24 protein-coding genes are annotated in these 26,618 nt (G+C 71.7%); 10 read left to right on the top strand and 14 right to left on the bottom strand.

The features are described 5' to 3' along the window. Positions 1-124 precede the first annotated feature (124 nt). Positions 125-1,207, bottom strand: coding sequence for a hypothetical protein (locus ACSHV8_RS51485; RefSeq protein ID WP_436527987.1), 1,083 nt, complete (start codon positions 1,205-1,207; stop codon positions 125-127). A gap of 82 nt (positions 1,208-1,289) precedes the next feature. Between ACSHV8_RS51485 and ACSHV8_RS51480 the strand changes: the two genes are divergently transcribed. After that, complete coding sequence (locus tag ACSHV8_RS51480; RefSeq protein WP_436527985.1) at positions 1,290-1,517, top strand: hypothetical protein; 228 nt, start codon at positions 1,290-1,292, stop codon at positions 1,515-1,517. A 263-nt stretch (positions 1,518-1,780) separates the two neighbouring features. Here the strand turns inward: ACSHV8_RS51480 and egtD are convergent, their stop codons facing one another. From egtD to egtA, 4 genes are read right to left on the bottom strand one after another with little or no spacing between them, the layout of a single operon-like run. Then, the gene (gene egtD / locus ACSHV8_RS51475; protein WP_436527983.1) at positions 1,781-2,752 is read right to left on the bottom strand and encodes an L-histidine N(alpha)-methyltransferase; all 972 of its coding nucleotides are present in this window, start codon (positions 2,750-2,752) and stop codon (positions 1,781-1,783) included. Next, positions 2,749-3,489 carry an ergothioneine biosynthesis protein EgtC gene (gene egtC, locus ACSHV8_RS51470; RefSeq protein WP_436527981.1) on the bottom strand — a complete coding sequence of 247 codons (741 nt, stop codon included), beginning with the start codon at positions 3,487-3,489 and terminating at the stop codon, positions 2,749-2,751. Before egtC ends, egtD begins: the two co-directional genes overlap by 4 nt. After that, complete coding sequence (gene egtB, locus ACSHV8_RS51465) at positions 3,489-4,781, bottom strand: ergothioneine biosynthesis protein EgtB (RefSeq protein ID WP_436527979.1); 1,293 nt, start codon at positions 4,779-4,781, stop codon at positions 3,489-3,491. The genes egtC and egtB overlap by 1 nt, the downstream gene beginning before the upstream one ends. Continuing rightward, positions 4,778-5,992, bottom strand: coding sequence for an ergothioneine biosynthesis glutamate--cysteine ligase EgtA (egtA, locus tag ACSHV8_RS51460; protein WP_436527978.1), 1,215 nt, complete (start codon positions 5,990-5,992; stop codon positions 4,778-4,780). Before egtA ends, egtB begins: the two co-directional genes overlap by 4 nt. Positions 5,993-6,260: 268 nt before the next feature. Here egtA and ACSHV8_RS51455 point away from each other — a divergent pair, with 268 nt between their 5' ends. After that, complete coding sequence (locus ACSHV8_RS51455) at positions 6,261-8,507, top strand: glycoside hydrolase family 3 N-terminal domain-containing protein (protein ID WP_436527977.1); 2,247 nt, start codon at positions 6,261-6,263, stop codon at positions 8,505-8,507. 35 nt (positions 8,508-8,542) lie between these two features. On the opposite strand, the gene ACSHV8_RS51450 is transcribed toward ACSHV8_RS51455, so the two are convergent. Beyond that, positions 8,543-9,247 (bottom strand): GNAT family N-acetyltransferase, encoded by a 705-nt coding sequence (locus ACSHV8_RS51450; RefSeq protein ID WP_436527975.1) that lies wholly within the window; start codon positions 9,245-9,247, stop codon positions 8,543-8,545. Between the two features lie 74 nt (positions 9,248-9,321). On the opposite strand from ACSHV8_RS51450, the gene ACSHV8_RS51445 reads away from it, so the two are divergent. Then, entirely contained in the window at positions 9,322-10,011 is a 690-nt protein-coding gene (locus ACSHV8_RS51445) for a SanA/YdcF family protein (RefSeq protein WP_436527973.1), read from the top strand. 845 nt (positions 10,012-10,856) lie between these two features. On the opposite strand, the gene ACSHV8_RS51440 is transcribed toward ACSHV8_RS51445, so the two are convergent. Then, positions 10,857-12,206 (bottom strand): FAD-dependent monooxygenase, encoded by a 1,350-nt coding sequence (locus tag ACSHV8_RS51440; RefSeq protein WP_436527971.1) that lies wholly within the window; start codon positions 12,204-12,206, stop codon positions 10,857-10,859. An 81-nt stretch (positions 12,207-12,287) separates the two neighbouring features. Here ACSHV8_RS51440 and ACSHV8_RS51435 point away from each other — a divergent pair, with 81 nt between their 5' ends. The 3 genes from ACSHV8_RS51435 to ACSHV8_RS51425 all read left to right on the top strand — a co-directional run bounded on the left by ACSHV8_RS51435 (position 12,288) and on the right by ACSHV8_RS51425 (position 15,160). Beyond that, positions 12,288-12,845 carry a TetR family transcriptional regulator gene (locus ACSHV8_RS51435; RefSeq protein WP_436527969.1) on the top strand — a complete coding sequence of 186 codons (558 nt, stop codon included), beginning with the start codon at positions 12,288-12,290 and terminating at the stop codon, positions 12,843-12,845. Between the two features lie 48 nt (positions 12,846-12,893). Beyond that, the gene (locus ACSHV8_RS51430) at positions 12,894-14,264 is read left to right on the top strand and encodes a M20/M25/M40 family metallo-hydrolase (RefSeq protein WP_436527967.1); all 1,371 of its coding nucleotides are present in this window, start codon (positions 12,894-12,896) and stop codon (positions 14,262-14,264) included. 149 nt (positions 14,265-14,413) lie between these two features. After that, positions 14,414-15,160 carry a GNAT family N-acetyltransferase gene (locus tag ACSHV8_RS51425; RefSeq protein ID WP_436527965.1) on the top strand — a complete coding sequence of 249 codons (747 nt, stop codon included), beginning with the start codon at positions 14,414-14,416 and terminating at the stop codon, positions 15,158-15,160. Here ACSHV8_RS51425 and ACSHV8_RS51420 read toward each other — a convergent pair. Next, positions 15,142-16,563 (bottom strand): DUF4419 domain-containing protein, encoded by a 1,422-nt coding sequence (locus ACSHV8_RS51420; protein ID WP_436527963.1) that lies wholly within the window; start codon positions 16,561-16,563, stop codon positions 15,142-15,144. The genes ACSHV8_RS51425 and ACSHV8_RS51420 overlap by 19 nt on opposite strands. A gap of 211 nt (positions 16,564-16,774) precedes the next feature. On the opposite strand from ACSHV8_RS51420, the gene ACSHV8_RS51415 reads away from it, so the two are divergent. The 4 genes from ACSHV8_RS51415 to ACSHV8_RS51400 are packed head-to-tail and all read left to right on the top strand — an operon-like array spanning position 16,775 to position 20,021. Continuing rightward, the gene (locus tag ACSHV8_RS51415) at positions 16,775-17,431 is read left to right on the top strand and encodes a DUF4253 domain-containing protein (protein ID WP_436527961.1); all 657 of its coding nucleotides are present in this window, start codon (positions 16,775-16,777) and stop codon (positions 17,429-17,431) included. Positions 17,432-17,485: 54 nt separating this feature from the next. Continuing rightward, positions 17,486-17,923 carry a MarR family winged helix-turn-helix transcriptional regulator gene (locus ACSHV8_RS51410; protein ID WP_436527959.1) on the top strand — a complete coding sequence of 146 codons (438 nt, stop codon included), beginning with the start codon at positions 17,486-17,488 and terminating at the stop codon, positions 17,921-17,923. Then, positions 17,920-19,431: an MFS transporter gene (locus tag ACSHV8_RS51405; RefSeq protein WP_436527957.1), complete on the top strand. Its 1,512-nt coding sequence runs from the start codon at positions 17,920-17,922 to the stop codon at positions 19,429-19,431. The genes ACSHV8_RS51410 and ACSHV8_RS51405 overlap by 4 nt, the downstream gene beginning before the upstream one ends. Continuing rightward, complete coding sequence (locus tag ACSHV8_RS51400) at positions 19,428-20,021, top strand: isochorismatase family protein (protein ID WP_436527955.1); 594 nt, start codon at positions 19,428-19,430, stop codon at positions 20,019-20,021. The genes ACSHV8_RS51405 and ACSHV8_RS51400 overlap by 4 nt, the downstream gene beginning before the upstream one ends. 594 nt (positions 20,022-20,615) lie before the next feature. Here ACSHV8_RS51400 and pheT read toward each other — a convergent pair. From pheT to infC, 6 genes are all read right to left on the bottom strand, one after another. Beyond that, a complete protein-coding gene (pheT, locus tag ACSHV8_RS51395) occupies positions 20,616-23,084 on the bottom strand; it encodes a phenylalanine--tRNA ligase subunit beta (RefSeq protein WP_436527953.1) in 2,469 nt (822 codons plus the stop codon). 4 nt (positions 23,085-23,088) lie between these two features. Continuing rightward, a complete protein-coding gene (gene pheS, locus ACSHV8_RS51390) occupies positions 23,089-24,150 on the bottom strand; it encodes a phenylalanine--tRNA ligase subunit alpha (protein ID WP_436527951.1) in 1,062 nt (353 codons plus the stop codon). 172 nt (positions 24,151-24,322) lie between these two features. Beyond that, positions 24,323-25,096, bottom strand: coding sequence for a TrmH family RNA methyltransferase (locus tag ACSHV8_RS51385; protein WP_436527949.1), 774 nt, complete (start codon positions 25,094-25,096; stop codon positions 24,323-24,325). Positions 25,097-25,159: 63 nt separating this feature from the next. Then, positions 25,160-25,552 carry a 50S ribosomal protein L20 gene (rplT, locus tag ACSHV8_RS51380; RefSeq protein WP_361022615.1) on the bottom strand — a complete coding sequence of 131 codons (393 nt, stop codon included), beginning with the start codon at positions 25,550-25,552 and terminating at the stop codon, positions 25,160-25,162. A gap of 38 nt (positions 25,553-25,590) precedes the next feature. Continuing rightward, positions 25,591-25,785: a 50S ribosomal protein L35 gene (rpmI, locus tag ACSHV8_RS51375; protein ID WP_014693393.1), complete on the bottom strand. Its 195-nt coding sequence runs from the start codon at positions 25,783-25,785 to the stop codon at positions 25,591-25,593. A gap of 57 nt (positions 25,786-25,842) precedes the next feature. After that, positions 25,843-26,451 carry a translation initiation factor IF-3 gene (gene infC / locus ACSHV8_RS51370; RefSeq protein ID WP_436527947.1) on the bottom strand — a complete coding sequence of 203 codons (609 nt, stop codon included), beginning with the start codon at positions 26,449-26,451 and terminating at the stop codon, positions 25,843-25,845. Positions 26,452-26,618 lie beyond the last annotated feature (167 nt).

The raw sequence follows: 26,618 nt of genomic DNA, 5'->3' as shown, positions 1-26,618 counted from the left end.
CGCCTCGGGCGACACGACCACCCGGCCGCTGCACCGGTCGCGATCAGCGCGCCGGGCGGTTCCAGCGCGCAGCGCGGTTCCACAAGCGGTTCAAAAGCGACGGGGTTCAGGAAGCGGCGCGGTTTCAGCGCGCTCGCCGCGCCCACTCACCCCAGAGCGACAACCAGTGATCATCAGCCTGCGCGGACGCCTCCACCGCGGGACGCGGCGCCAGCCGCCGGGTCCCCTCCCGCTCCTGCCAGGCCTCCTGCGCCGGCCGGCTCGGCACGTCGACCGACAGCCCGGTCGCGAACAGCAGCGTCTCGCTGATCGCCCGCTCCCGCAGCCGCTCGTCCTCCCGGAACCATCCGGCATCCGACTGCAGGCTGGTGAGCTGCGACAACAGGCTCTGCACGGCACTCTCGGCGACCGCCTCGGACTCGCCCGACAGGTCCGCCTGCCGGCGGATCGCCGACCGCCAGATCTCCGGCCAGGTCACCGGCATCCGCGGCGCCGGACCGCCCTCGTCGAGCCAGACGACCTGCTCACGGGCACTGCGCAGGACCAGGTGGACCAGCCGTCGATGCGGCTCGCCGCCGGGATCCTCCGGTTCCCGGGACAGCTCGGCCTGCGGCCATTGCTGCCGGGCCAGGGGTGCGTTCAACATCTCCGCGACGACGGCGTCCGGCAGGCCGACGATGCGAGGTTCGAACGCTTTCCGGTACGCGACCAGGCCCACCTCGAGCTCGCCGAACGCCCCGCCGTCGAACACCACCCGCGCCGCCCACCAGTCGTCGCCGGCGCGCATCACCCGGGCGGTCAGCTCGCGCCCGTCCACGACGATCGCCGTCTCCGACTCGTCCCAGGTCACGTCCGCGAACCGCACCCCGGCCAGCCGCAGATGCTGCCGCAGTGTCTCCCGCAGATCGGGCGTGGACCGGATCGTCCCGTCCCACCGCGCCGTCTCCACCTCGAGCCAGGCCAGCGCCGGGTCCCCGTATTCCACGGTCACCGCGACGAGCAGGTCGTCCGATGTCTCCCACCCGCCGAACCGCCCGCCGGCGCGGTCACCACCCGGCCCGCCGAACCACTCGTCGGACCGGTCGCCGGATCGGTCGCCGGCCGGATCGGGCAGGCCGAAGACCGGCAGCCGCCCCTCGGTGAGTCCGCGCCGCAACTCGGCGCGGAGATCCCGCCACCCGGGCCGCCGCGGCGCATCGAACCTCATGTCCCCATCCTCACGGACAATGGGAGCCGCGTCACCCTCCGGCCGGTCGACATCGACACCCGGCACCGGGTAAGCCGGACGCATGACCGACGACACCATCATCGCGCTGCGCGCCGCCGCCTCCGCCTACGCCGAGGCGGTCCGCACCACCCAGCGCTTCTTCGACCGCGTCGAGGACGCGGACGACCCGTCCGTCCTGGCTGAGTACGCCGCTCTCGCCGAGCAGGAGAAGATCGCCGCCGAGAACCGTCTCGACGCCCTCGAAGCCGCTGGCCTCGCCGTCCCCAGCATCGACAACAGCCCCGAGTAACCCCCAGCACCAGCCCAGACCAGCCGGCCGGCGCTGGCGGCTGCCTCAAGGGCCTCGACACAACCGCCAGCACCAGCTGGGACCGCGAGCCGCGCCGCGGACCGGGACCGGCCGCGGCGCCCGGTCCCGGCTGGTGCTCATGGCTCTTTTTCGGGCTGCGGGCAGCCCTCAGCGCCAGCCGGACGCGGGAGGCGCGGCCGGGGCGGGACCGGCGGCGGAGGTCGCGCCGGGGCCGCCACGGGCGCGGGCCATGGACGTACGCGCTAGATCGTCTCGGCCTGGGCCAGGGCGAGGCCGAACCAATCCTGGGGGTCGGACCACCAGTGGCGGAGGGCGAAGCCCGAGGCCGCGAGTTCGGCGGCGAGCCGAGCCTTGCGGAATTTCGCGGAGATCTCGGTGCGCATCTCCTCGCCGGCCGCGAAGGACACATCAAGATCAAGTTCCTTGATGCGTACGACCTGGTCCCGCACCGACCGCAGCCGCATCTCGATCCACTCGTGGGCCGGGTCCCAGACCGCCACGTGCTCGAACGCCAGGGGATCAAAATCGGCCGCGAGCTCCCGGTTGATCACGTGGAGCACGTTCTTGTTGAACTCGGCCGTGACCCCGGCCGCGTCGTCGTAGGCGGGCACCAGCATCCCGGGGTCTTTCACCAGGTCGGCGCCGAGCAGCAGCCACTCCCCCGGGTGCAGGACGGCCCGCAGGTCGCCCAGGAACGCGGACCGCTCGGACGGAACCAGGTTGCCGATCGTCCCGCCCAGGAAGGCCACCACCCGGCCGTCCCCGTCGGGCAGATGCCGCAGGTGGCGGGTCATGTCGCCGACCACGCCGGTGATCGCCAGGCCGGGGTAGGCCGAGTTCAGCGACTCGACGGCTTCGAGCAGGGCGGATTCGGACACGTCGAGCGGCACGAACGAGCCGAGCGTGCCCCGTTCGAGCATCGCGTCGAGCAGCAGCCGGGTCTTCTCGGACGAGCCGGAGCCGAGTTCGACGAGGGTCTTGGCGTCGGTGATCCGGGCGATCTCCTGGGCGTTCTCGGTCAGGATGGCGCGTTCGGTACGGGTCGGGTAGTACTCCGGCAGGCGGGTGATGTCCTCGAAGAGCCGGCTGCCCCGGGCGTCGTAGAACCACTTGGGCGGCAGCCGCTTCGGGGTGGCCGCGAGCCCTTCGCGCACGTCGGCGCGGAGGGATCGGGCCAGGTCACGCTCGTCGAGGTGCTTCTCCAGCGAGGTCATACCTCTCCCATGGTCAGGTCGGTGAGGGTGGCGGTCAGCAGGCGCCGGTCGGGCACCGCCCGCCACGCGGGGTGGTCGTCCGGTGGTTCGGAGGCGACCAGGACGGAATCGGTCAGCACCCGGATGGAGAGCGAGTGACCGACGGTGGTGGCGACGATCTGTTCGCCGTCGGTGAGCAGCAGATTCAGCCGGGAGTCGGGCGATACCCCGGAAACGTCGGAGACGACCGACGCGACGGCCTCGGCCGCTGTCTTCCCCGCTCGGAGCTGATGGCGGACAAGGGCGAACAGGGCCGCGGAATCGGTCGGTGCCTCAAGGGTCAGAAGATCCTCGACCGGCAGGGCGGAGGCGAGCGACGCCAGAGTGCCGGGAAAGCCCCGCACGACCCCGTTGTGGCTGAACAGCCACCGCTCGTACTGGAAAGGCGCCGCCGCCGTCTCGATCACCGGCATCCCGACGGTGGCCGACCGCACCGCCGCCAGCACCGCCCCGGACTGAACAGAAGCGGACAGCCCGGGCAGTGCCGCGTCGGTCCAGATCGGCATCGCGCTGCGGTACCGGAGCGGGTCGCCCCCGCCGGCCGGAAACCAGCCCACCCCGAAACCGTCCGCGTTGATCGTCCCGCCGCCGCGCATGTCCCGCGGCGCCCACGCCTGATGGACCAGCCCGTGCCCGGGCTCGAACAGCAGCGACGCCAGTGGCACGGGCGGCCCGAGGTAGGCCAGGTGGCGACACATCAGGCGAGGTCCCGGGCGCAGCGGAAGCCGCTGAAGATCTGCCGCCGGATCGGGTGGTCCCAGTTGCGGAACGTCCCGCGCACGGCGGCCGCGTCGGTCCCGAACGACCCGCCGCGCAGCACCTTGTAGTCGCCGCCGAAGAACACCTCGGAGTACTCCGCGTACGGGAAGACGCAGAACCCGGGATAGCCGTGCCAGTCGGACGACGTCCACTCCCAGACGTCGCCGATCAGCTGGTGCACGCCGAGCGGTGACGCCCCGGCCGGATAGGCGCCCACCGGGGCCGGCGTGAGGTGCCGTTGTCCCAGGTTGGCGTGGTCGGGCCCGGGCGGGTCGTCGCCCCACGGGAAGCGCCGGGAGCGTCCGGTCTCCGGGTCCCAGCGGGCCGCCTTCTCCCACTCGATCTCGGTCGGCAGGCGTTTCCCGGCCCAGGTCGCGTACGCCTCGGCCTCGAAGTAGCCGACGTGCACGACCGGTTCGTTCCCGGCGATCGGGTCGACCCGGCCGAAGCGCCGGTGATACCACTGCCCCTGGTCGGAGAACCAGTGCATCGGCGCCACCAGCCCGGCCTCGTTCCGGTGGGCCCAGCCGCGCTCGGACCACCATCGGGGATCGTCGTAGCCGCCCGCGTCGATGAAGGCGGCGAACTCGGCGTTGGTCACCGGCGCCGCGTCGATCAGGAACGCCGGAACGTCGACGACGTGGGCCGGCCGCTCGTTGTCGAGCGCCCACGGGTCGGTGTCGGTGCCCATCGTGAACGGTCCGCCGGGGACGAACACCTCACCGCGGACCCTCGTGAAGGATCGCGGAGGCGGCGGCGCCGACAGCACCGGGCCGCCGGAGCGCAGCTGGTGGGTGGCGAGCATGGTCTCGTCGTGCTGCTGCTCGTGCTGCACGATCATCCCGAACGCGAACCCGCCGGCGAGCAGCGGCCGCTCGTCCAGCCGGACGTGGTCGAGCACGTCGAGGGCCTTGTCCCGGACCTGCGCGATGTACTTGCGGGCCTCGGCCGGGTCGAGCAGCGGCAGCGCCGGCCGGTCCCGGCGGGCGTGCTTGAACGCGTCGTACAGATGGTCGATGTCCGGCCGCAGCGGCTCGCGCCCGCCGACGTCGCGGACCAGCCAGATCTCCTCCTGGCTGCCGACGTGGGCCAGGTCCCAGATCAGCGGGGACATCAGCGGCGAGTGCTGCCGCAGCAGGTCGTCCTCGTCGACCGCGTCGGTGAGCAGCACGGTCCGGGCCCGGCTGCGCTCCAGCTGCGCCGCGATCGCGTTCTTGTCAGGGGTCGTCATCGTGCGCTTCCCTCCACGCCGGTTCTCGTTCGCAGCCGCCGGGAAATTCCGGCAAAGATCATTTCCCGTACGGGTTCGGCCAGCCCCGTCCGTCCGAAGTTCTCGCAGGCCAGCTCGGCCAGCCCGGCCGCCGCCGCGTGCACGACGGCATCGCCGAGCCCGTCCCGCGCCGCCTGCTGCCAGCGATCGGCGGCCGGGGCGGCGATCTCCCGGGCCCGTCCGGTGATCGTGTCGTCGGCCATCAGCGCGGCGACCACGGCGACCGGGGCGATCCACTCGTCCCCCGGCTGGGTGTCGAGGTAGCGGACCTCCAGGTAGCCCCGCGGCCGGACCGGCGGGAACAGGGTGTTCAGGTGGTAGTCGAGGTCGGCCTCGGTGGGGGCCCGGCCGATCGGCCCGCTGTCGGCCAGCCAGTCGGCGAAGGTGAACCCGGGCGGGGCGTCCCAGTCGTCGCCGTCGCGCCGCACGCAGAGCAGCGGGGCGTCCAGCGCGTAGCGGGCCCAGTCCTTGGCCGGGTCGTGCCCGCCGTTGAGTGCCGGGGCGGTGCGCCGGCGGTCGATGCCGTACCACGCGGCCATGCGGGCCGAGGCCCAGCCGGTGTCCCGGCCGGCGTGCCGGCGGGAGTTCGCGAACAGCGCCACCAGCGGCGGCCCGAACTCGTGGAGCGCCGCCCAGCGGACGGCGACCGAGCCGGACTCCCCGGCGTCGAGACAGACCTGGAGACCGGCGGTGCTGCCCATCATGGTCCGGCCGGCGTGATCGAAGGATCGTTCCATCGCGGCGTAGCGCGGGGTCTCCAGGATGCGGCGCGGTTGCCGTTGCGGGTCGATCCCGCGCTCCCCCAGCTCGATCCCGCTGCGGGCCAGCAGGCCGGCGAGGTGGGCGTGATCGGCGGAGACGGCGGCGTGCAGGGCGACCAGCGATTCCGCGGGTGCGGAGGAGATCTCGACCTGGCCGCCGGGCTCGACGGTGACCGTGCCACCGGCGGGCAGTGGCTCGGGTTCCGGATTCCCGAGGCTGGCGGGCGCGTGCCCGCCGAGTGCGGCGCTCAGTTCCGCGGGCCGCAGGTACGCGGCCGGGTCACCGGCGCGGTGGGTGGTCCATTCCAGTTCGGCCCCGATCCACCGAGGTGGACCGGTCTTGAAGCAGATGCCCTCTATGTGTTCGATGGCTTCGGCGGCGCCCTTGAGCGCCCTTTCTGTCGAGCTCATTCGTTCCCCTCGCGGTGTCGGACAATCACTTATAGTGATCGAAGAACTCCGATCCGTACGATCTTCTCCGACCCTACCCGGATCTACGCCGGATTGCCGCTTCGGTTCACGCGGTTTCCGGATGTTTGCCGTATGGTCAGCCGACTCTTAGGGGATCTAAAAGTTCCGGAACCGGGGCGGGGTGCCGGAACCGGTTCCGGACTGGAAGACTCCGTGACGTTCGTGTTTCGCAGACCGTGCTTCGCGGTCATGACGACCGGAGGCCCGCGTGCCTGCAGACTTCCCCTATCTGGACCCCGCTCTCGCCGTGGATCAGCGCGTCGACGACCTGCTCAGCCGCATGACGCTGCCCGAGAAGGTGGGCCAGATGCTGCAGCTGGACGCCCGGCAGGACCTGGCCGAGATCATCCAGGACAAGCTGGCCGGATCCATCCTGCACACCTCGCCGGCCAAGCTGATCGAGGCGAGCGAGCTCCTGGCCCGGACCCGACTGAAAATTCCGCTCCTCACCGCGGAGGACTGCATCCACGGGCACTCGTTCTGGCCCGGGGCGACGATCTTCCCGACCCAGCTCGGCATGGCCGCCTCCTGGGACCCTGACCTGCTGGAACGCGTCGCTCGGGCGACCGCCGTGGAGGTTTCGGCGACCGGTATCCACCAGACCTTCTCGCCTGTGTTGTGCATCACGCGAGATCTGCGCTGGGGCCGGGTCGACGAGACCTTCGGTGAGGATCCACTGCTGATCAGCGACCTGGGCGCGGCCATGATCCGCGGCTACCAGGGTGACGGCCTGACCGACCCGACCGGCATCCTGGCCACCGCCAAGCACTTCGCCGGGTACTCGGAGACGCAGGGCGGGCGCGACGCCAGCGAGGCCGACATCAGCCGCCGGAAGTTGCGATCCTGGTTCCTGCCGCCGTTCGAGCGGGCCGCCAAGGAGGGCTGCCAGGTCTTCATGCTGGGCTACCAGTCGATGGACGGCGTGCCCATCACCGCCAACAAGTGGCTGCTCAACGACGTGCTCAAGGGCGAGTGGGGCTTCACCGGCACGCTCGTGACCGACTGGGACAACGTCGGCCGGATGGTGTGGGAACAGAAGGTCTGCGCCGATTACGCCGAGGCCGCCGCGGTCGCCGTCAAGGCCGGCAACGACCTGGTCATGACCACACCACGGTTCTTCGAGGGCGCTCAGGAGGCGATCGAGCGGGGCCTTCTCACGGAGTCCGACATCGATTCCGCCGTACGCCGCATTCTTCGTCTGAAGTTTGAATTGGGCCTCTTCGAGAACCCGCGGACGCCGGATGCCGACCGGCAGCGCGAGGTGATCGGCAGTGCCGAGCACACCGAGCTGAACCTTGAGGTGGCCCGCCGGTCGCTGGTGCTGCTGCGCAACGACGGCACCCTGCCGATCGACCCGTCGGCCGCCGCCCGCCGGATCGCGGTCCTCGGGCCCAACGCCCACGACGTGTCCGCGCAGCTCGGCGACTGGGCCGGCGACTCCGGGCAGGTCAGCTGGATGCCCGACGGGCACCCGCGCGAGCTGACCTCGACCGTGCTGGACGGCCTGCGGGCGACCGTCCCGGGCGGCTGGGAGATCGTCTACGAGAAGGGCGCCGACATCGAGCGCCTGGTCCCGGACCCGGAGGGCGAGACGTTCCCGGACGGGCAGCCCCGCCCGCCGATCTCCGAGTCCGCGCCGGTGGACACCGCTCGGATCGAGGCGGCCGCCGCCCTGGCCGCCGAGTCCGACTACGCGGTCGTGGTCGTCGGCGACACCGTCAACCTGACCGGCGAGGGCTGCTCCACGGCCACCCTGGAACTGCTCGGCGGGCAGATCGCCCTGCTCGACGCGGTCGCCGCCACCGGCACGCCGATGATCGTCGTCCTGATCAACTCGAAGCCGCTGTCGCTGCCGCCGTCGGCGCTCGGCGCGGCCGCGATCATCCAGGCGTTCAACCCGGGCATGCGCGGCGGGCAGGCGCTGGCCGAGCTGCTGCTCGGATTCGTCGAGCCGAGCGGGCGACTGCCGATCTCGGCGGCGCGGCACGTCGGGCAGCAGCCGGTCTACTACAACCAGCTGCGCGGGCAGCACGGCACGCGCTACGCCGACCTGACCCAGGACCCGCTGTTCGCGTTCGGCGAGGGGCTCAGCTACACCACCGTCGTCTACGACGGGCTGGCCATCGGCGAACCCGACGTGCCGGCCGACGGCGTGGTGCGGGCGACCGTGCGGCTCTCCAACACCGGGACGCGGCCGGCCCTGGAAACCATCCAGGCCTACGTCAGCGACCTGGTCACGAGCGTGACCTGGGCCCACCGCGAGCTCAAGGCGTACCGGCAGGTGACCGTGCCGCCGGGCGAGAGCGTGACCGTGGAGATCGAGATCCCGGCGGCCGACTGCACGCTGGTCACCGCCGACGGCCGCCGGGTCGTCGAGGCCGGGGACTTCGAGCTGCTCGTCGGCCCGAACTCGCGCCTCTCGGCCCTGCAGTCGGCCAAGTTCCGCATCAGCTGACCGATCCGGGCCGGGAGGCGTGTCGTCCTCCCGGCCTAGATCTGCCTGGCCGCTGCCACTCGCCGCAATTCAAGACCCAATTTGGTGTACGTCGCCACAGCCGCGACATTCGCGTAATCCACGATCAGGGCCACCCGCTCCCGGCCCGCCAGCAGGTCGTCGGCCGCGAACGCGCACAGCCTCGCGGCCAGTCCCCGGCCCCGGGCCTCCGGGTGGGTCGTCACCCCGGCCAGGAACCCGATCTCCCCCGTCGACCAGGCGTCGGCGGCGACCGCGAGCAGGCGGCCGTCGACGTCCCGCAGGCCCGCCCACTTCCGGACGCCGGGGGCGCCGGGCCGGGCGTACGAGTCCGGGAACGAATCGCCCAGCAGGGCCTCGACCTCGGGCCACTCGTCCTCGCCGAGCCAGTACGGTTCCTCCGGCGAATCGACGGCGTTCATCGGGCTGACGACCTTTTCGGTGGTGTCCATCCAGGCGAACCGGGCGGTGGCCGCCAACTCGGGCATCCGGGCGACGACGGCCGCGACCAGATCCTCCGGCCCGAACGGGCGGAACGTCGGACCCACCTCGGGCATCACCGCACGCAGCAGGACGGCCAGCTCGTCCGGGTCGCCGCTCAGCACCAGCCGGTCCCAGTGCGCCAGGTCGGCGCAGGACACGACCGTCGCCCCGGGCCGCTGCCACACCCGGGCGCCGTCGGCCGCGGCGGCCCACCGTACGTATAAATCTTGTTCGACCACCCGCCCATGCTCCCCTGCCCCCGTCGGCACGGATCGGGGAGGTCGGGCTCGCCGGAGTCTGCCAGAGTGGCCGCGTGCCACTCCTCGCCCGGCTCCGCCGAACCCTCCCGCTCCGCCGCCTGATCATCCTCGGCGGCCTGGGCGTCGCCCTCGCCGTCACCGCCGTGGCAGCCACCAACCTCTGGGTCCGCGAGGAATCCGCCGGCCACATCCACACGGCCGCCGACGTCCCCGCCGCCCCGGTCGCCCTGGTCCTCGGCGCGCAGGTCAACCCGGACGGCGAACCCTCGGCATTCCTGGCCGCCCGACTCGACATCGCCCGCGACCTGTACCGGTCCGGCAAGGTCAAGGCGATCCTGGTCTCCGGCGACCACGCCGAATGGTCCTACGACGAACCCGGCGCCATGCTGGTCTACCTGGTCGCCCGCGGTGTCCCGGCCGACAGGATCGTGATGGACCACGCCGGCTTCGACACGTACGACTCGTGCGCCCGCGCCAACAAGATCTTCGGCGTGCACCGGGCCATCGTCGTCACCCAGTCCTTCCACATCCCCCGCGCCGTCGCCCTCTGCCGCACCCTCGGCATCGACGCCACCGGCGTCGGCGACGACACCGCGCGCATCTACAAGCCGCTGTGGTTCCGCGGCCAGACCCGCGAATGGGCTGCCGCCCTCAAAGCCGCCTGGGACGTCACCACCCGCCGCGACCCCGTCTTCCTCGGCCCGCACGAGACCGGCGTCGAAACCGCGGTAGCACACGGCTGACCGTTCCGGCCGTTGTCCACAGAACCGGGCTGTCCACAGGGTGCCCGCGGGCGTCCCGAAATTCGCGGATAATGGTCGGCGGGCGGTCTGCCCCCTCGGTCGGGGTGGGGTCCGGGCAGTGGCCGGCGGGCAGTCACGGCTGCGGCCTTCGCTCACTCGCCGGGCCGGTCCCGGCCGCTGACACCGCGATGGGTACGGGCGTGGCTCCCCGAACAACCGCACCGACCCGGCGCCACCAGCCGAACCCTCACGCCACCAGCCGAACCCCAACTCGCTGGCACCCACGGTCGCAAGCCTGGCCGGGAACAGCCTCCAGCACCAGCCGAAACCCGCCAGCTGGCACTCACGGTCGAAAACTCGGCCGGGCACAGCCACCAGCACCAGCTGAAGCCTGCCAGCTGGCACTCACGGTCGAAAACGGCTCCGGAAACAACCGTCAGCACCAGCTGAAGCCTGCCAGCTGGTGCTCACGGTCGAAAACCGCGCCGGAAACAGCCGCCAGCACCAGCTGAAGCCTGCCAGCTGGTGCTGACGGTCAGGGACGGCGCCGGAAACAACTGTCGGTGCCGGCTGGAGCGCGGCGGCTGGCGCTGAGGGCTGGGAGTCCCGGCGGGACGTGCCGTGGGAGCCAGGCCGCAAGCTGGCGCCGCAAACGGGCGGGTACTGGCGAGCCGGAGACCGCGGCGGACGCGGCGGCGGCCAGCAGGCGGGGCGCGACGGGCCACGGGCCGCGGTGGGCAACGGGTAGCGGCAGGTGGCGATGACGATGGCGGTGAGTGATGGCGACGGCGGGTGATGGCGGCGGGCGGCAGTGGGAGGGGACGGGTGGGGGACGGGTGGGGTGGTCAGGGGGTTGGGGTGAGGGAGCGGCGCACGGCGGCGGGGGCGTCGGCGGCCGGGCCGCGCCAGGCAATGTGGCCGTCGGGGCGGATCAGGGTGGCGTCGGGGGTGGGTTCGGCCGGCGGGACGACATGGACGCGTACGCCGTACGGCGAAGGCAGTTGAATTTGATCTTGGGTGATGAGGATGAACCGGCCGGTGCGGAGCGCCTCGTAGAGGCGGGTGCCGTCGCCCAGGACCACGTCGGCGGCCCGGGGCGCGCCGGGGTAGTCGATGCCGATGCCGGAGAGGAGGCCGGCGGCGCGGTGCATGACCGGCGGCAGTGACATGAGGGCGGAGCCGGCGGTGTCGCGGGTCCAGCGGCCGCCGGCCGAGCGGATCATCGCCAGGCGGATGATGGCGCCGCTGCTGCGCAGGACCATCTTGCCGACCGGGTGACGTTCGCCCTGGTAGGTGTCGAGCAGGCCGGGCGGGGCCCAGCCCTGGACGGTGGCCGCGAGTTTCCAGCCGAGGTTGGCCGCGTCCTGCAGGCCGGTGTTCATGCCCTGGCCGCCGGCCGGGGAGTGGACGTGGGCGGCGTCGCCGGCCAGCAGGAGGTTGCCGGCGCGGTAGGCGGGGGCCTGGCGTTCGTCGCTGTGGAAGCGGGACATCCAGCGGCTCTCGAGGATGCCGAAGTCGGTGCCGAGGGCGCGCCGGGTGACGTCGCGGATCTCGTCGAGGGTGACCGGTTCCTGGTCGCCGACCTGGTGGCGGCGGTCCCAGGCGAAGATCCGGTGCCAGCCGTCGCCGAACGGGGCGACGAACGCGAACGCGTCGCCGACCGCGTTGACGGCGAGCACGTCGTCGGGCGGGTCGGCCAGGCGTACGTCGGCCAGCATGATCGAGGTGAGCACGGAGCGGCCGGGGAACGGCAGGCCGGCGGCCTCGCGGACGGCGCTGTGGACGCCGTCGGCCCCGATGATCCAGTCGGCGTCGATCGCGGGGTCCGGGTACGACACGCCGCGGACGATCCGCGCGCCCGCCTCGATCGCGCGCTCCTCCAGCAGCCGCTCCACGTTGCACTGCGGCGTGATCAGCAGGAACGGGAAGCGCGTGGGCAGGTCGCTCAGGTCGACCCGGATGCGGTCGAACAGACGCAGCCGCTCGACCTTGCGGCCGGTGGCGATCAGTTCGTCGGCCAGGCCGCGGGCGTCGAGGACCTCCAGGGTGCGGGCGTGGACGCCGAACGCGCGGGTCAGGTTGGACGTGCCGGTCCGGCGTTCGAAAACGGTCGTCTCGATCCCGGCCCGGGCGAGGTCTCCGGCGAGGAGCAGCCCGGTGGGTCCGGCTCCGACGATCGCCACGGTGCTATGCATTGATCTTCTCCTGTCAACAACTGTTGGCCAACGCTTGTTGACAACATAGCAGACGTCAACGCTTGTTGGCATGATGGGCGCATGACAGCACCACGCCGCTCCGACGCCACCCGGGCCGCCATCCTCACCGCGGCGCGCGAGCGCTTCGCCGCCGACGGTTTCGAGCGGGCCACCATCCGCGCCATCGCCGCCGACGCGCGCATCGACCCGTCCCTGGTGATGCGCTACTACGGCAACAAGGAGAAGCTCTTCGCGGCCGCCGCCGAGTTCGACCTGCGCCTGCCCCCGCTCACGCAGACCCCGGTCGAGAACCACGGCGCCGCACTCGTGGAACATTTCCTCGACCGCTGGTCCGAGGACGAGACCCTGCTGGCGCTGATCCGCGCCGCGGTCAGCCACGAGGCCGCGGCGCAACGGATGCGGGAGATCTTCGCCGCCCAGGTCGGCCCGATCGCGGCCCGGCTGGCCCCCGATCCGTCGTCGGCGCCGATCCGGGCCGGGCTGATCGCCACCCAGATCCTGGGGTTCGCCCTGTGCCGATTCGTGCTGCGGGTGCCGCCCATCGTCGACCTGGACCGCGAGGCCGCCATCGCCTGGCTCGGCCCGACCGTGCAGCGATACCTGCACGGCACCATCTGACATTGACGAACATGGACATCTCGTCCAGAGTGGACGAGAGTGTCAGGCATGACGAGACGGCGTGTGCTCCTGTCCGCCGCGGTCGCGGCACCCCTGGTCGCGCCGGCGCGGGCCGCGCAGGCGGCCGGCCCGCGCCGGCGCCTGCCCGATGCCGGGCTGCGGGCCATCCTGCGGGAGATCGACGAGAAGAAGATCGAGGCGACGGTACGGCGACTGGCCGCCTTCGGCACCCGGCACACGCTCTCCGCGCAGGACGACCCGGTGCGCGGCATCGGCGCCGCCCGCGACTGGATCCATGAACAATTCCGGACGTACGCCGAGAGGTCGCACGGCCGGATGACCGTCGAGCTGCAGTCGTTCGTCCAGCCGGTCTCGCCGCGTGTCCCCACGCCCACGGTGATCACCAACGTGATCGCCACCCTGCGCGGCAGCGTCACCCCCGAGCGCATCTACGTGGTCACCGGCCACTACGACTCCCGCGTGACCGACGTGCTGGACTTCACCAGCGACGCCCCGGGCGCCGACGACGACGCGTCCGGGGTCGCCGTGATCCTCGAACTGGCCCGCGTCCTGGCCGGCCGGGAGCCCGAGGCGACCCTGGTGTTCGCCGCGGTGGCCGGCGAGGAGCAGGGACTTTACGGCTCCGACCACATGGCCCAGGCCTTCAAGGACGCCGGCGCCGACGTGCAGGGCGCGTTCAGCAACGACATCGTCGGAACCGGCGACGCGCACGACGGCAGCCGCCCCGATCCGCACACCGTCCGGCTCTTCGTCGAGGGTGTGCCGACCGCGGAGACCGCCGCCGAGGCCAACACCCGGCGCAGCGTCGGCGGGGAGAACGACGGCGCGTCCCGGCAGCTCGGCCGCTTCGTCGGCGAGGTCGCGGCCAACCCGCGGACCGGCATGGACGTCCGGGTCGTCTGGCGGCGCGACCGCTACCTGCGCGGCAGCGATCACGTGTCGTTCCTGCTCCGGGGCTATCCGGCGGCCCGCTTCACCGAGCCGCGGGAGAACTTCGCCCACGAGCACCAGGACGTCCGGGTGGTCGACGGCGTGCAGTACGGCGACCTGGTCGAATTCTGTGACTTCGGGTACATCGCCGGGGTCGCGCGGGTCAACGCGGCCACCCTGTGGAGCCTCGCGAACGCCCCCGGCACGCCCAAGGGGGTGGTCATCGACACGACCCTGCTGACCAACGAGACGACGCTGCGCTGGACCCTCGGCACCGAGCCCGACCTGGCCGGATACGAGGTCGTCTGGCGGGAGACGACCGAGCCCGACTGGACCCACGCGGTGACCGTCGGCAAGGTGGCCACCGCCACGGTCGACATTTCCAAGGACAACGTGCTTTTCGGCGTACGGGCGGTCGACACCGCCGGGCATCGGAGTCCGGCGGCCGCGCCGAAGCCGTCGGCCTGATAGATTCTGACCGCGATCCACGCGTCAGGCGTGTGACCACGAGCGCTCGAACGAGCTCGAAAGAGTGAAGCCAATGATTGCCCCGTCGCGCACCAACGGCTTTCCGCTTCTCTTTTTCGATCTCGTGCCCTCGGAAGGGTCAACCCACCATGGATCTGCGCATTCAGCGCTCTGTCGTCGCCAATCTTCGTAACCGGCCCGACGCGGTCGAATCCGGGCCGTTCGTGCTCGGGCTGGATCTGAGCACCGACAGTCCCCACATCAACTACGCGACGCCGGTTCCCGGCGCCGAGATCACTCCGGCCGACGTACGCGGCCTGGTCCAGGCTTTCCAGGCTTTGAAACCCCGCTTGGAGTACGTCGTCAGCTGCGCTCCCGAGCTGGAGAAACTGCTGCTGGACGCCGGTTTCGCGGTCGAGTCCCGCAACGAGTACCTGATCTGCACACCGGAGACGCTGGCCGTCCCGCCCGCGCCCGAGGGCTTCGAGCTGTTCGAGCCGGAGACCGACGACGAGCTGGCCGGCATGATCGCGGCGCAGAACGACGCGTTCGGCGGCGGCTTCACGTCGACCCCGGCCGACGTCGAGCGCTACCGGCGCAACCGTGCGAAGGGTGCGGTGCAGGTCGCGGCCCGGACGGCCGACGGGCAGTACGCCGGCGGCGGGACCGCGGTCGCGCCCAACGAGGGCCTGAGCGAGGTCGGCGGCATCGCCGTCCGCCCGCAGTTCCGCCGGCGCGGCCTGGCCGGGGCGATCACCGCGGCGATCACCGAGCGGCTGTTCGCGGCCGGCGGCGACGTGGCCTGGCTGGAGGCGTCCGGCGACGACTCCTGGCGGGTCTACGAGCGGGTCGGCTTCCGGGCCGCCGGCCAGCGCCTCTACATCGCCAAGTACTGAGCCAGGGAACCACTGTCCATCTGAGTGATGTCCCCGCCGTTGTCCAGGGCGCCCTCCAGCAGGGCGGCCAGCGAGGTCGCGTAGACCCGGGCAGCGGCGGGGTCGTCCGCCATCACGTCGCCGAGCCAGCGCGCGACGAACCAGTAGCGGCGCTCGCTGCCGAACTCCCCGGCCACGGACACGGCCCGGCCGTCACCGAGCTCGAAGATCGGTGAGGCCCACCAGTCCCCCGCGCGGTCCGCGTCGAACCTCCCCACGTCGACGAACTCGCGCAGGTGCCAGCCGCCGTCGAACAGGCTGCCTGATCCGAATCGGCCGTACAGCGCGCTCAGGTCCATCGAGCCGACCCACGGCAGGTGCTGGGCGGGCTCGCCCATCCGGCCCTCCCGCTCGACCCGGTCCAGCACGGCGCCCAGGTCGGAGACGTCACGAACGAGATGGCAGCCGACGACCGGCCGCAGCGAACCGTCGCCGCCCTGAGTCACCGCGACGATCCCGGCATTCAGGGCCAGCACGGTCTGCTCCCCGGTGAGCAGGTTCTCGTAGAGCAGCTTCACGCGGGAGAGGGTGGCCGCCACGGTGTCGGTCAGGATCCCGGGACCAGTGACGTCGTCGATCGGAAGGTCGAGCAGGGGATTGGGCTCGTCGTCCTCGCCCAGGTACGGGTAGAACCGGGTCACCCAGCCGGGCGCCCGGTCGCCCCCGGACTCCTGCCGCAGTTTGAGGATCCGCGGCCAGAAGGCCGGGTCGGCGTCGCCCTCGGCGGCCCGCACGAAGTGATCGGCGATCGGGGCCAGCGAACGGCACCACGTCTCCAGGCCCAGCCCCATCCCGGCGAGGCGGTCCACCCGCTCCCGGATCACGCGCCAGTCCCCGGCCGTCCCGGTCAGCGTGATCGACGGGATGCCGCAGAGCGTCTGCAGACGAAAGGCGAAGTACGGCGACCAGGCGTCCATCAGCACCACCCGGCCGGCCATCCGGTCCAGGGCCGAGCTGGTCGAGAAGTCGAGGGCGAAGACGTCACCGAACGCGGCCGGGAGCTTCCGCTCGAACTCGGCCACCACGTCCGGCCAGACCGGCGGGCCGTCGACGACGACGTTCAGCAGCTCACGGCCCTGATGATCGACCAGCCGGTCCCGCAACTCGTCGGCGTGCACCCGGATGTGCCGCGCGACCCCCTGCAGCACGGTCAGCCAGACCACGTCCGGGGACAGGGTCAGCGGGCGATGGTCGGCGAACGCCCGGGTCACCGCGCCGAGCAGCGGGTGGACGCCGGTCGGCGGCAGCACCGGCAGGTCCGGGTCGCCGGCGGTCCACAGAGCGTCCTCGTGCAGCGAGGAGAGCGGGCGGGTCGGCAGGGCGCCGAGGGCCGGCTCGACGTCATCGACCGGGAACGTGATCACCGGACCATGGTGGCAGCGCGACGACGACCGGCGCAGGCCGGAACGGCCGAAAAGTGTCGGACCCGGTGACTAGCGTCCGGGGCATGTTCTTCAGGAGGCGGAAAGACGAAGCGCCGGCCCTGGCGAAGGATCCGGCCCGGGGTGCCTGGCGCTCGGCGCAGGGCCTCTCTGGGTCAGCCGGAACCCGGTCCGGTCCGGCTGGTGGGGCGCGGTGCACGCGCAGTACGGGAGCACCGGGCTGTGGCCCGTCTTCCTGGAGGGGATGGGCGACACCTTCCGGCCGTGGGAGACCGACGAGCTGCACCCGGAGCTGGTCCGGACGAAACCCGGCGATCACGACGTGGGGGCGCTGCTCCGGGACTGGTTCGACGGGCAGGTGCCGCTGGGCGAGGACTTCGACGAGATGAGCGAGGTCATCGCCCCGTTCCTGGACGGGTGGCCCGGGCTGGCGCCGGCCGGGGTGGGCGGCGGACCACCCGGGGAGCATGCCGCCGCGCTGGCCGAGACGCTCGTCGGCCTCGGCCGGGTCAAGGGCGCCCGCCTGGGGCTGGTCGCCTGCGAGCGGAGTGCGGACGCGCCCGCGCTGATCGGCTGGTCCGGGCCGCTCAACCACGAGAACGACACGGCCATGATCTCCGCGGTGCTGCGCAGCTGGGAGGAGAGGTTCGGGGCACGGCTGGTCGGGCTCGGCTTCGACACGATGGTCCTCGGTGTGGCCGCACCACCCCGGGATCTCGATCATGCGCGGCGGGTGGCGGCCGAGCATCTGGGCTTCTGCCCGGACAACATCACGCAGGGCTCCGGGTCGCTGGAGGAGTATGCGGCCGAGCTGGTCGGCGCCGACCGGTGGGAGTTCTGGTGGGACTGAAATTTATTCAGTCTGGACTGGTCAGTTTTAGCTGAAGGATTTACCGTTGGACGCATGAGCGAGATTCCCGCGTCCGCGAGCCGGGCCGCCGGTGAGATCCGGGTGGCCTTCAGCCGGCTGCGCCGGCGCCTGCGCGAGGTGGCCGCCCTGGGCGACCTCACCCCGTCGCAGACGTCCGTGCTCAGCCGCATCGAACGCGGCGGTCCCGCCTCGATGAGCGACCTGGCCGCAGCCGAGCGGGTCCGGCCGCAGTCCATGGCCGCGATCCTGGCCGCGCTCACCGAGCACGGGGTGATCCAGCGGGCGCCCGACCCGACCGACGGGCGGCGTCAGCTGATCTCGCTCACCGAGGGCGGGCGCGAGGCGATCGCCGGCTCCCGGCGCCAGCGGGAGGAGTGGCTGGCACGGTCGCTGGCCGACCACTTCACCGAGGCCGAGCGGCAGACGCTCCTGGAGGCGACCGCCCTGATGGACCGGCTGGCGGAGCTGTGACCAGCCCGACTCCGAGCGGGTCGACCGGGGCGGCCTCGGACAGCCCGGCGCCGGCCGACCCGATCCCGGGCGGGGCGCCGGCTTCGGACGGGACGGCTTCCGGCGCGGCGGCGGCTTCGGGCATGGTGGGATTCAACCGGCGGCTGATCACGCCGATGGTGCTCGGGTCGATTCTGAACCCGGTCAACTCGTCGATGCTGGCCGTGGCCCTGATCCCGATCGGCATCGCGTTCGGCGCTCCCCCGGCCGAGACGGCCTGGCTGGTCTCCGGGCTCTACCTGGCCACGGCCACCGGCCAACCGGTGGTCGGCAAACTCGTCGACCGCTACGGCGCGCGCCGGCTGCACCTGCTCGGCTCGGCCCTGGTCGGGCTGGCCGGGCTGCTCGGCACCCTCGCCCCCAGCCTCGGCGTGCTGGTCCTGGCCCGGGTCCTGCTCGGCCTGGGCACCTGCGCCGGCTATCCCGCCGCCATGTACCTGATCCGCAGCGAGTCCCGGCGCACCGGCATCGACAGCCCGGCCTCGGTGCTGACCCTGCTGTCGGTCTCCGCGCAGACCATCGTGGTGGTCGGGCCGACGCTGGGCGGCCTGCTGATCGGGGCCGGCGGCTGGCGCACGGTGTTCGCCGTCAACATCCCGATCGCGCTGGCCACGTTCGTGCTCGGCTTCATCTACCTGCCGCGGAATCGGCCGGCCCCGTCGGCGGCGTCGTTCGACGTTCCGGGGATCGGGTTGTTCGCCGGGGCGCTCACGGCGCTGATGCTGTTCCTGATGGGGCCGTCCGTCACCCACCTGTGGATTCTGGCGGTGGCTGTTGCCGCCGGGGTTGCTTTCGCCGTACGGGAAATGCGGGTTTCTGATCCTTTTATCGACCTGCGGGTCTTCGGGGGCAATGCGCCGCTCATCGCCACCTATGTCCGGTCGCTGCTGGCGCAGACCATCGCGTACGCGGTGATCTACGGTTTCACCCAGTGGCTGGAGGCCGGCCGGGGCCTGTCGGCGTCGCACGCCGGGCTGATCCTGCTGCCGATGTCGCTCGTCGCGATCGGGGTGTCGACCGCCACCGGGCGCCGGGCCGGCTTCCGGGCGAAGCTGGTCGTCGGCGCGGTCGCACAGATCGTCGCCGCGTCCCTGATGCTGATCCTGAACGGTCACAGCCCGATCTGGATCACCGTGGTGATCTCGCTGATCTGCGGTCTGCCGCAGGGTTTGCACAGTCTGGCCAACCAGAACGCCGTCTACTACCAGGCCGATCCGGCTCGGATCGGGGCGTCGGCCGGGCTGCTGCGCACGTTCAGCTACCTGGGCGCGATGGTCGCGTCGGCCGCCTACGGCGCGTTCTTCCGCGACGGCGCCGACACCGCCGGCCTGCACGAGGTCGGAATCTTCCTGATCGTGGTCGCCGTCCTGCTCCTGATCCTGATCATCGCCGACCGTTCCCTGAGCCGCCTACGGCCCTCACAAGAAGCGGACCGTCCGCTCACCGCACCGAAAGGCACCCCCGCATGACCGTCTCCACCATCGACCCGAAGACCGCCCTGGTCGTCATCGACCTGCAGCACGGCATCGTCACCCGCCCGGTCGCCCCGATCCCGGCCGCCGACGTCGTCGCCCGCACCGCCGAACTCGCCGCCGCCTTCCGCGACCGGAACCTGCCGGTCGTCCTGGTCCGGGTCGCCTTCGCCGCGGACGGATCGGACGCCCCGCACGGCCGCACCCAGGCCCAGCGCCCGGCCCCGAGCACTCCCCCGCCGGCCAACTCCAGCGAGATCGTCGACGAAATCCGCGCCGACGGCGACATCATCGTCACCAAACGCAACTGGGGCGCCTTCCACGGCACCGACCTCGACCTGCACCTGCGCCGCCGCGGCGTCACCCAGGTCGTCCTCACCGGCATCGCCACCAGCATCGGCGTCGAGTCGACGGCCCGGGCCGCCTACGAGCACGGCTACAACGTGACCCTCGCCACCGACGCCATGTCCGACCTCACCGCCGAAGCCCACGCCAACAGCCTCGACCGCATCTTCCCCCGCCTCGGCGAACTCGGCACCACCACCGAAATCCTCGATCTGCTGGACAAAACCCACCCGGCCTCCTGACCTCGCCCGGGCCGATCTCCCCCGAAACCCCCAAGATCAAATTCATCATGTCCTAGGTGGGCCGGGGTACAGACCGTCGCTCCCGCGGGGACCCTCCCGACCCTCGCAGGCCGCTGGCGCGGCCAAAACGCGAGGCCCGAAAGGGCGACGTGGTCAGTCGGTAGCGGTCAAACCAACAAACCCGCCCACAACGTTGCAGCCATCAGCACCAGCCGCCCTCACGCAGCTGGCACTCACGGCTGCTCCAGCGCGGATTTGCAGCCGTGAGCACCAGCTGGCCACGCGCAGCTGGCACTGACGGCTGCTCCAGCGCGGGCTTGGAACCGTGAGCACCAGCTGGCCACGCGCAGCTGGCACTGACGGCTGCTTCGGCGCGGGCTTGGAACCGTGAGTGCCAGCTGGCCACGCGCGGCTGGTGCTGGTGGCTGCTTCGGGGTGGGTTTGGAGCCGTGAGTGCCAGTTGGGGGGGTGGGGCGCGCTGCGGGGCTGGCAGCGGGCAGGGTGGCGGAGGGAGGGGTGGGGCGGGGGCTTGCGACGTACCGAATGGGGAAGGCCCGCGGCTTGGGGCCGCGGGCCTTCCTGGGGATGAGCGGATCAGGCGCCGCGGAGCGTGGCGCCGAAGCGGGAGGCCGTGACCGCGACCGCGGCGTCGCGGGCGGCGATGGTCTCCTCCGAGGTGAGCGTGCGGTCCGGAGCGCGGAACGTCAGCTTGTAGGCCAGCGACCGCTTCCCCTCGCCGAGCTGCGCAGACTCGTACACGTCGAAGAGCGTGACCGATTCCAGCAGCGAACCGGCGCCCGCGGCGAGAGCCGCACGGACCTCCTCGGCCGGGACCGAGGCGTCCAGGGTCAGCGCCACGTCGATCAGGGCCGGCGGGAACGTGGAGATCCGGACGGCGTCGACGACCGGGGCGTCCGGGAGGGCGTCCAGGTCGAGCTCCATGGCGGCGGTGCGCTTGGGGAGCTCCAGGGTGGAGATGACGGCCGGGTGCAGTTCGCCGGCGTGGCCGACGACCGTGCCGTCGACGACGATCGCGGCGCAGCGGCCCGGGTGCCACGGGGCCTGCTCGTCCGCGCGGACCGTGACGGACGTGTCCGGAACACCGGCCGCGCTGAGCGCGATGCGGGCCGCCTCGATGGCGTCGGCCCAGGTCGCGGGGCGGCCGGCGCCCCACCAGCCGGACGGTTCGACGTCGCCGGCGAGGACCGCGGCGAGGTGCCACGGCTGCTCCGGGACGATCTTGTTGGCCTGCGCCCACTCGTCCGCGGTGGGGCTCCGGTCGACGCCCAGCGGCTGCGGGGCAGCGGCCGTCAGGTGCGGCCGGAAGACCGTGCCGGCCTCGAACAGGGCGACGTCGCGCTGACCGCGGCCCAGGTTGCGCTTGAGCGTGCCGAGCAGCGGGCCGATCAGGGCGGTCCGCAGCAGCGGCTCCTCCTCGGACAGCGGGTTGGTGAGCCGGACCGCGCTGCGGCGCGGGTCGGCGGCGGGCAGCCCGAGCTGGTCGGCGGCGCCGGGTGCGACGAACGGGTAGGACAGCACCTCGACGTAGCCGTTCTCGGCCAGCGCCCGGCCGACCGAACGGCGACGTCGCTGGGCCGCGGTGAGGCCGTGGCTGGCACCGGTGGGCGGCAGCACGCTCGGGATGTCGTTGTAGCCGCCGAGCCGGGCCACCTCCTCGACCAGGTCGATCGGGGCGAGCAGGTCGGGCCGCCAGCTCGGCGGGACGACGTCGCTGCCGGCGACCGTGCAGCCGACCGCGGTGAGCAGTTCGGCGATCCGGTCCGGGGCGTAGGGCAGGCCGATGATCCGGGACGGCAGGTCGGCCGGCAGGTGGATCGCGACCGGCGGGACGACGTGGTCGTGGTCGAGGACCCGCGCGTCCGGGGTGCCGCCGGCGTGCTCGGTCAGGATGGCGACCGCGCGTTCCAGTGCGGCCAGGGTGACCTGCGGGTCGACGCCGCGTTCCCAGCGCTTCGCGGCCTCGCTGAACAGCTTGTGCCGGCGGGCCGTGCGCCCGACCATCACCGGGTCCCAGTGCGCGGCCTCCAGGAGCACGTCGACCGTGCCCGGCTGCCACTCGCTGGTCTCGCCGCCCATGACCGCGGCCAGCGAGATCGGCCCGGTCTCGTCGCAGATCACCATGTCCTCGGCGTCGAGCACGCGCGCGACACCGTCCAGGGTGGTCAGCTTCTCGCCCGGATGGGCGCGGCGCACGACCAGGCCGCCGCGCAGGCGCTGCAGGTCGAAGACGTGCATCGGCTGGCCGAACTCGAGCATCAGGTAGTTGGTGATGTCGACCGGCAGCGAGATGGCGCGGATGCCGGCCTGGATCAGGCGGCGCTGCATCCACTCCGGGGACTTGGCCTCGGGGTCGATGCCGCGCACGACGCGGGCCGAGAACCGGTCACACCCGACGGTGTCCTCGATGGTGACCTCGTAGGGGGATTCGGCGGTCCGGCCGGCGAATTCCAGAGCGGCGGGATCCTTGTACGCCACCCCGAAGTGCGTGGCCAGTTCCCGGGCGATGCCGCGGACGCTCATCTCGTAGCCGCGGTCCGGCGTGATCTCGACCTCGACCAGCACGTCGTCGAGCCCGACGACCGGGCGCGCGTCGGTGCCGGGCGCGGGCGCGTCGGCGGGCAGCACGATGATGCCGTCGTGCTCGTCGGAGATGCCGAGCTCACGGGCCGAGCAGATCATGCCGTTGGAGTTGCGCCCGTACGTCTTGCGGGCCCCGATCTTGAAGCCGCCGGGCAGCTCGCCGCCGGGCAGGATGACCACGACGAGGTCGCCCTCGGCGAAGTTGCGGGCGCCGCAGACGATCTCCTGGGGCGCGTCGCGTCCGACGTCGACGGTGGTGAAGCGGATCGGCTTCTTGAACCCGGTCAGTTCCTCGATGGTCAGCACCCGGCCGACGACCAGGTCACCCTGGATCGTCGCGGACTGGTCGACGATCGACTCGACCTCCATGCCGAGGTTGGTCAGGGCCAGGTCGAGCCGCTCGGCGGTGAGGTCCGCGGGCAGCGCGACGTACTCACGCAGCCACGACAGTGACGTCTTCATCGCTTCAGGACTCCATTCCGAAGTTCGTGGTGAACCGCACGTCGCCCTCGACCATGTCGTGCATGTCGCTGACGCCGTTGCGGAACATCAGGGTCCGCTCGACACCCATGCCGAAGGCGAACCCGGAGTACTTGTCCGGGTCGATCCCGCAGGCGACGAGCACCCGCGGGTTGACCATGCCGCAGCCGCCCCACTCGACCCAGCGCGGGCCGTCGCGGTGCTGCGCGAACCAGACGTCGAACTCGCCCGACGGCTCGGTGAACGGGAAGTAGTGCGGCCGCCAGCGGGTCCGCGCGTCCGGCCCGAACATCGCCCGGGCGAAGTGGTCCAGCGTGCCCCGCAGGTGGGCCATCGTGATGCCCTCGTCGATGACCAGGCCCTCGATCTGGTGGAAGACCGGGGTGTGGGTGGCGTCCAGCTCGTCCGTCCGGTAGGCCCGGCCGGGGCTGACGACGCGGATCGGCGGCTTGCGGGACAGCATCGTGCGCACCTGGCCGGGCGACGTGTGCGTCCGCATGACCAGGCCGGGCAGGTCCACGAAGAACGTGTCGGAGGTGCCGCGGACCGGATTGTCCGGCCCGATGTTGAGCGCGTCGAAGTTGGCCCACTCCAGCTCCAGCTGGGGACCGTCGACGATGTCGTAGCCCATGCCGACGAAGACGTCGCCCATGTGGTCCATCAGTGTGGTCAGCGGGTGACGGGCGCCGCGCGGGCGGCGACCCCACGGCAGGGTGACGTCGACCCGCTCCTCGACCAGCACCCGGGCGGCGCGGTCGGCCTCGAGCTCGACCTGGCGGGCGTCGAAGGCGCCCTGGACGGCCTGACGGGCCACGTTGACGCGCTTGCCGGCGTCGGATTTCGCGGCCGGGGGCAGCGAGCCGATCTCGCGACGGGCCAGCGACACCGGCGAACGGTCACCGAGATGCGCGGGCTTCAGCGCCGCGAGCGCGTCGAGATCGGTGGCCTGCGCGAACGCCTTCTCGGCGTCGGTGACGGCGGCCTCGAGCGACTCGGGCGCCAGCAGGACGGCCTGCTTCGGATCGTACGGATCGTTGCGGTAGGACATGGTCGGGCGAACTCCCTCACACCGGATGAGCCATCGGGCAGTGTAGTGAGGCACGGCTGGGCCGCAGCCCGCCGGTCACGGGGAGTCGCGCAGATGTGTCAGATCCGGCGCCCGCGACCAGCGGGCCGGATAAACAGTTCCCTCGGACCTGACATGGCGGCCAGTCTACCTCTCAGCGTTGGGCGCGAGCACTCGCATACAGGCAGACGGCGGCCGCGGCGGCCAGGTTCAGGCTCTCCGCGCCACCGTAGATCGGCACCCGGACGCGGCGGTCGGCGGCCTGGAGCAGCTCGGCCGGCAGTCCGTGCGCCTCGGAGCCGAACAGCCACGCGGTCGGTGCACCCAGGAGACCGCCGTCGAGCAGCGAGTCGACGTCGTCGTCACCGGTGCCGCTGGTGGCCAGGACCTGCAGGCCGCTCGCCTGGAGCAGATCGAGCACGTCGAGCGGGGCGCGGACGACGTCCACGTGGAACAGCGAACCGGCCGAGGCCCGGACACATTTCCCGTTGTACGGGTCGACCGCGTCCCCGGCGAAGATGACCGCGCTCGCCCCGGCGGCGTCGGCGGTGCGCAGGATCGTCCCGGCGTTGCCCGGGTCCCGGATCTCGGCCACCACGGCGACCAGCTGCGGCTGTTTCGCCAGCGCCTCGCCGATCGGCACGTCCACCTGCTCGCAGAGCGCGACCAGTCCCTGCGGGTGCACGGTCTCGGTCAGCGCTTCGAGGGCCTCCTCGGTGACCGGGGAGACCTCGGGCGCCTGGGCGGTCAGGTCGGCGTGCCGTTCGAGGCCGGCCGGGGTGCCGAACAGTTCGAGCACGACACCGGCGGCGAGCGCCTCGCGGACGGCCTGCGGGCCCTCGGCCAGGAAGCGCCGGGCCTGGTCTCGGTCGCGGCGGCGTTGCAGGCGCCGGGCGGCGACGATTCTGGGGGTACGCGGTGTGAACATGGCTCCTGACCTGTAAAGCAAGACGCCCCCCGATCGCTCGGGGGGCGTCTCGTGAAGAGAAACTCAGGCAGCCTGAGCGGCCGCGCCGCCGGTGCCCTCGGCCGCGACGGCCGCGCGAGCGATCTCGACGATGCCGGCGAACGCGGCGGCGTCGTTGACCGCCAGGTCGGCCAGGATCTTGCGGTCGACCTCGACCTCAGCCAGCTTCAGACCCTGGATGAGGCGGTTGTAGGTCATGCCGTTGGCCCGGGCCGCCGCGTTGATGCGGGTGATCCACAGCTGGCGGAAGTCGCCCTTGCGGTCACGGCGGTCACGGTACGAGTACTGCATCGAGTGCAGCACCTGCTCCTTGGCCTTGCGGTACAGGCGGGAGCGCTGACCGCGGTAACCGCTCGCGGTCTCGAGCAGAGTGCGGCGCTTCTTCTGGGCGTTTACCGCCCGCTTGACGCGTGCCATTTCAAGTACTCCTTACAGGGGAACGTGTCAGGCGCGCGTCAGCGGCCCAGAAGCTTCTTCACTCGCGGGACGTCGACCTTGGCCACAACCACAGTGCCGGTCATCCGACGGGTGACGTGGGAGGACTTGTGCTCGAGCAGGTGGCGCTTGCCGGTCAGCTCCCGCACGATCTTGCCCTTGCCGGTGACCTTCACCCGCTTGCCCATGCCGGTGTGGCTCTTCATCTTCGGCACTTAAAACGCCTCTTTCTGATCTTTCCCCGCGACCAGGGGGACACGGGGAAAAGCTGACTACTGTGCGGTGGTCTCGACAGACTCGGCCGGCGGAACCTCGGTACCCTCGCCCTCACGCGGCTCCCGGGCGGGCTTGGCCCCGGCCGCGGTAGCGGCGACCGCGGCGGCCTTCGTGGCCCGGTGCGGTGCCAGCACCATGATCATGTTCCGGCCGTCCTGCTTCGGGCTGGCTTCCACGAACCCGAGCTCGGAGATCTCCTCGCTGAGCCGGCGCAGAAGCCGGAACCCCAGCTCGGGGCGGCTCTGCTCACGACCGCGGAACATGATCGTCACCTTGACCTTGTCGCCCGCCTTGAGGAACCGCACCACGTGACCCTTTTTGGTCTCGTAGTCGTGCGGGTCGATCTTCGGCCTGAGCTTCATTTCCTTGATGACGGTCTGCTGCTGGTTGCGCCGCGCTTCGCGGGCCTTCAGTGCGCTCTCGTACTTGAACTTGCCGAAGTCCATGAGCTTGCACACCGGCGGCCGCGCCATCGGAGCAACCTCGACCAGGTCCAGATCGACATCCGCGGCCAGTTGGAGCGCGCGCTCGACCGGCACGATGCCGACCTGCTCACCCTCCGGACCGACCAGACGGACCTCTCGTGCCCGGATCTGTTCGTTCACGCGTGGTTCGACGCTGATGGGGCCTCCTCAGAACGTACCTATATCTGCCAATGTCGGTCGGCCCCGGTTCCCGTTCCCCGCAGACGGCGGGAACGGCCGGGAAAGCAGAAGGCCTCGGCACATGTCCTGAACCAAAAGCTCAGGCGCGCATGCCAAGGCCCGCTCGA

It is taken from the genome of Actinoplanes sp. HUAS TT8, assembly GCF_051380535.1.
In the GTDB taxonomy this organism is placed as follows: Bacteria; Actinomycetota; Actinomycetes; order Mycobacteriales; family Micromonosporaceae; genus Actinoplanes.
This window is presented reverse-complemented; position numbering and strand designations above follow the sequence as displayed.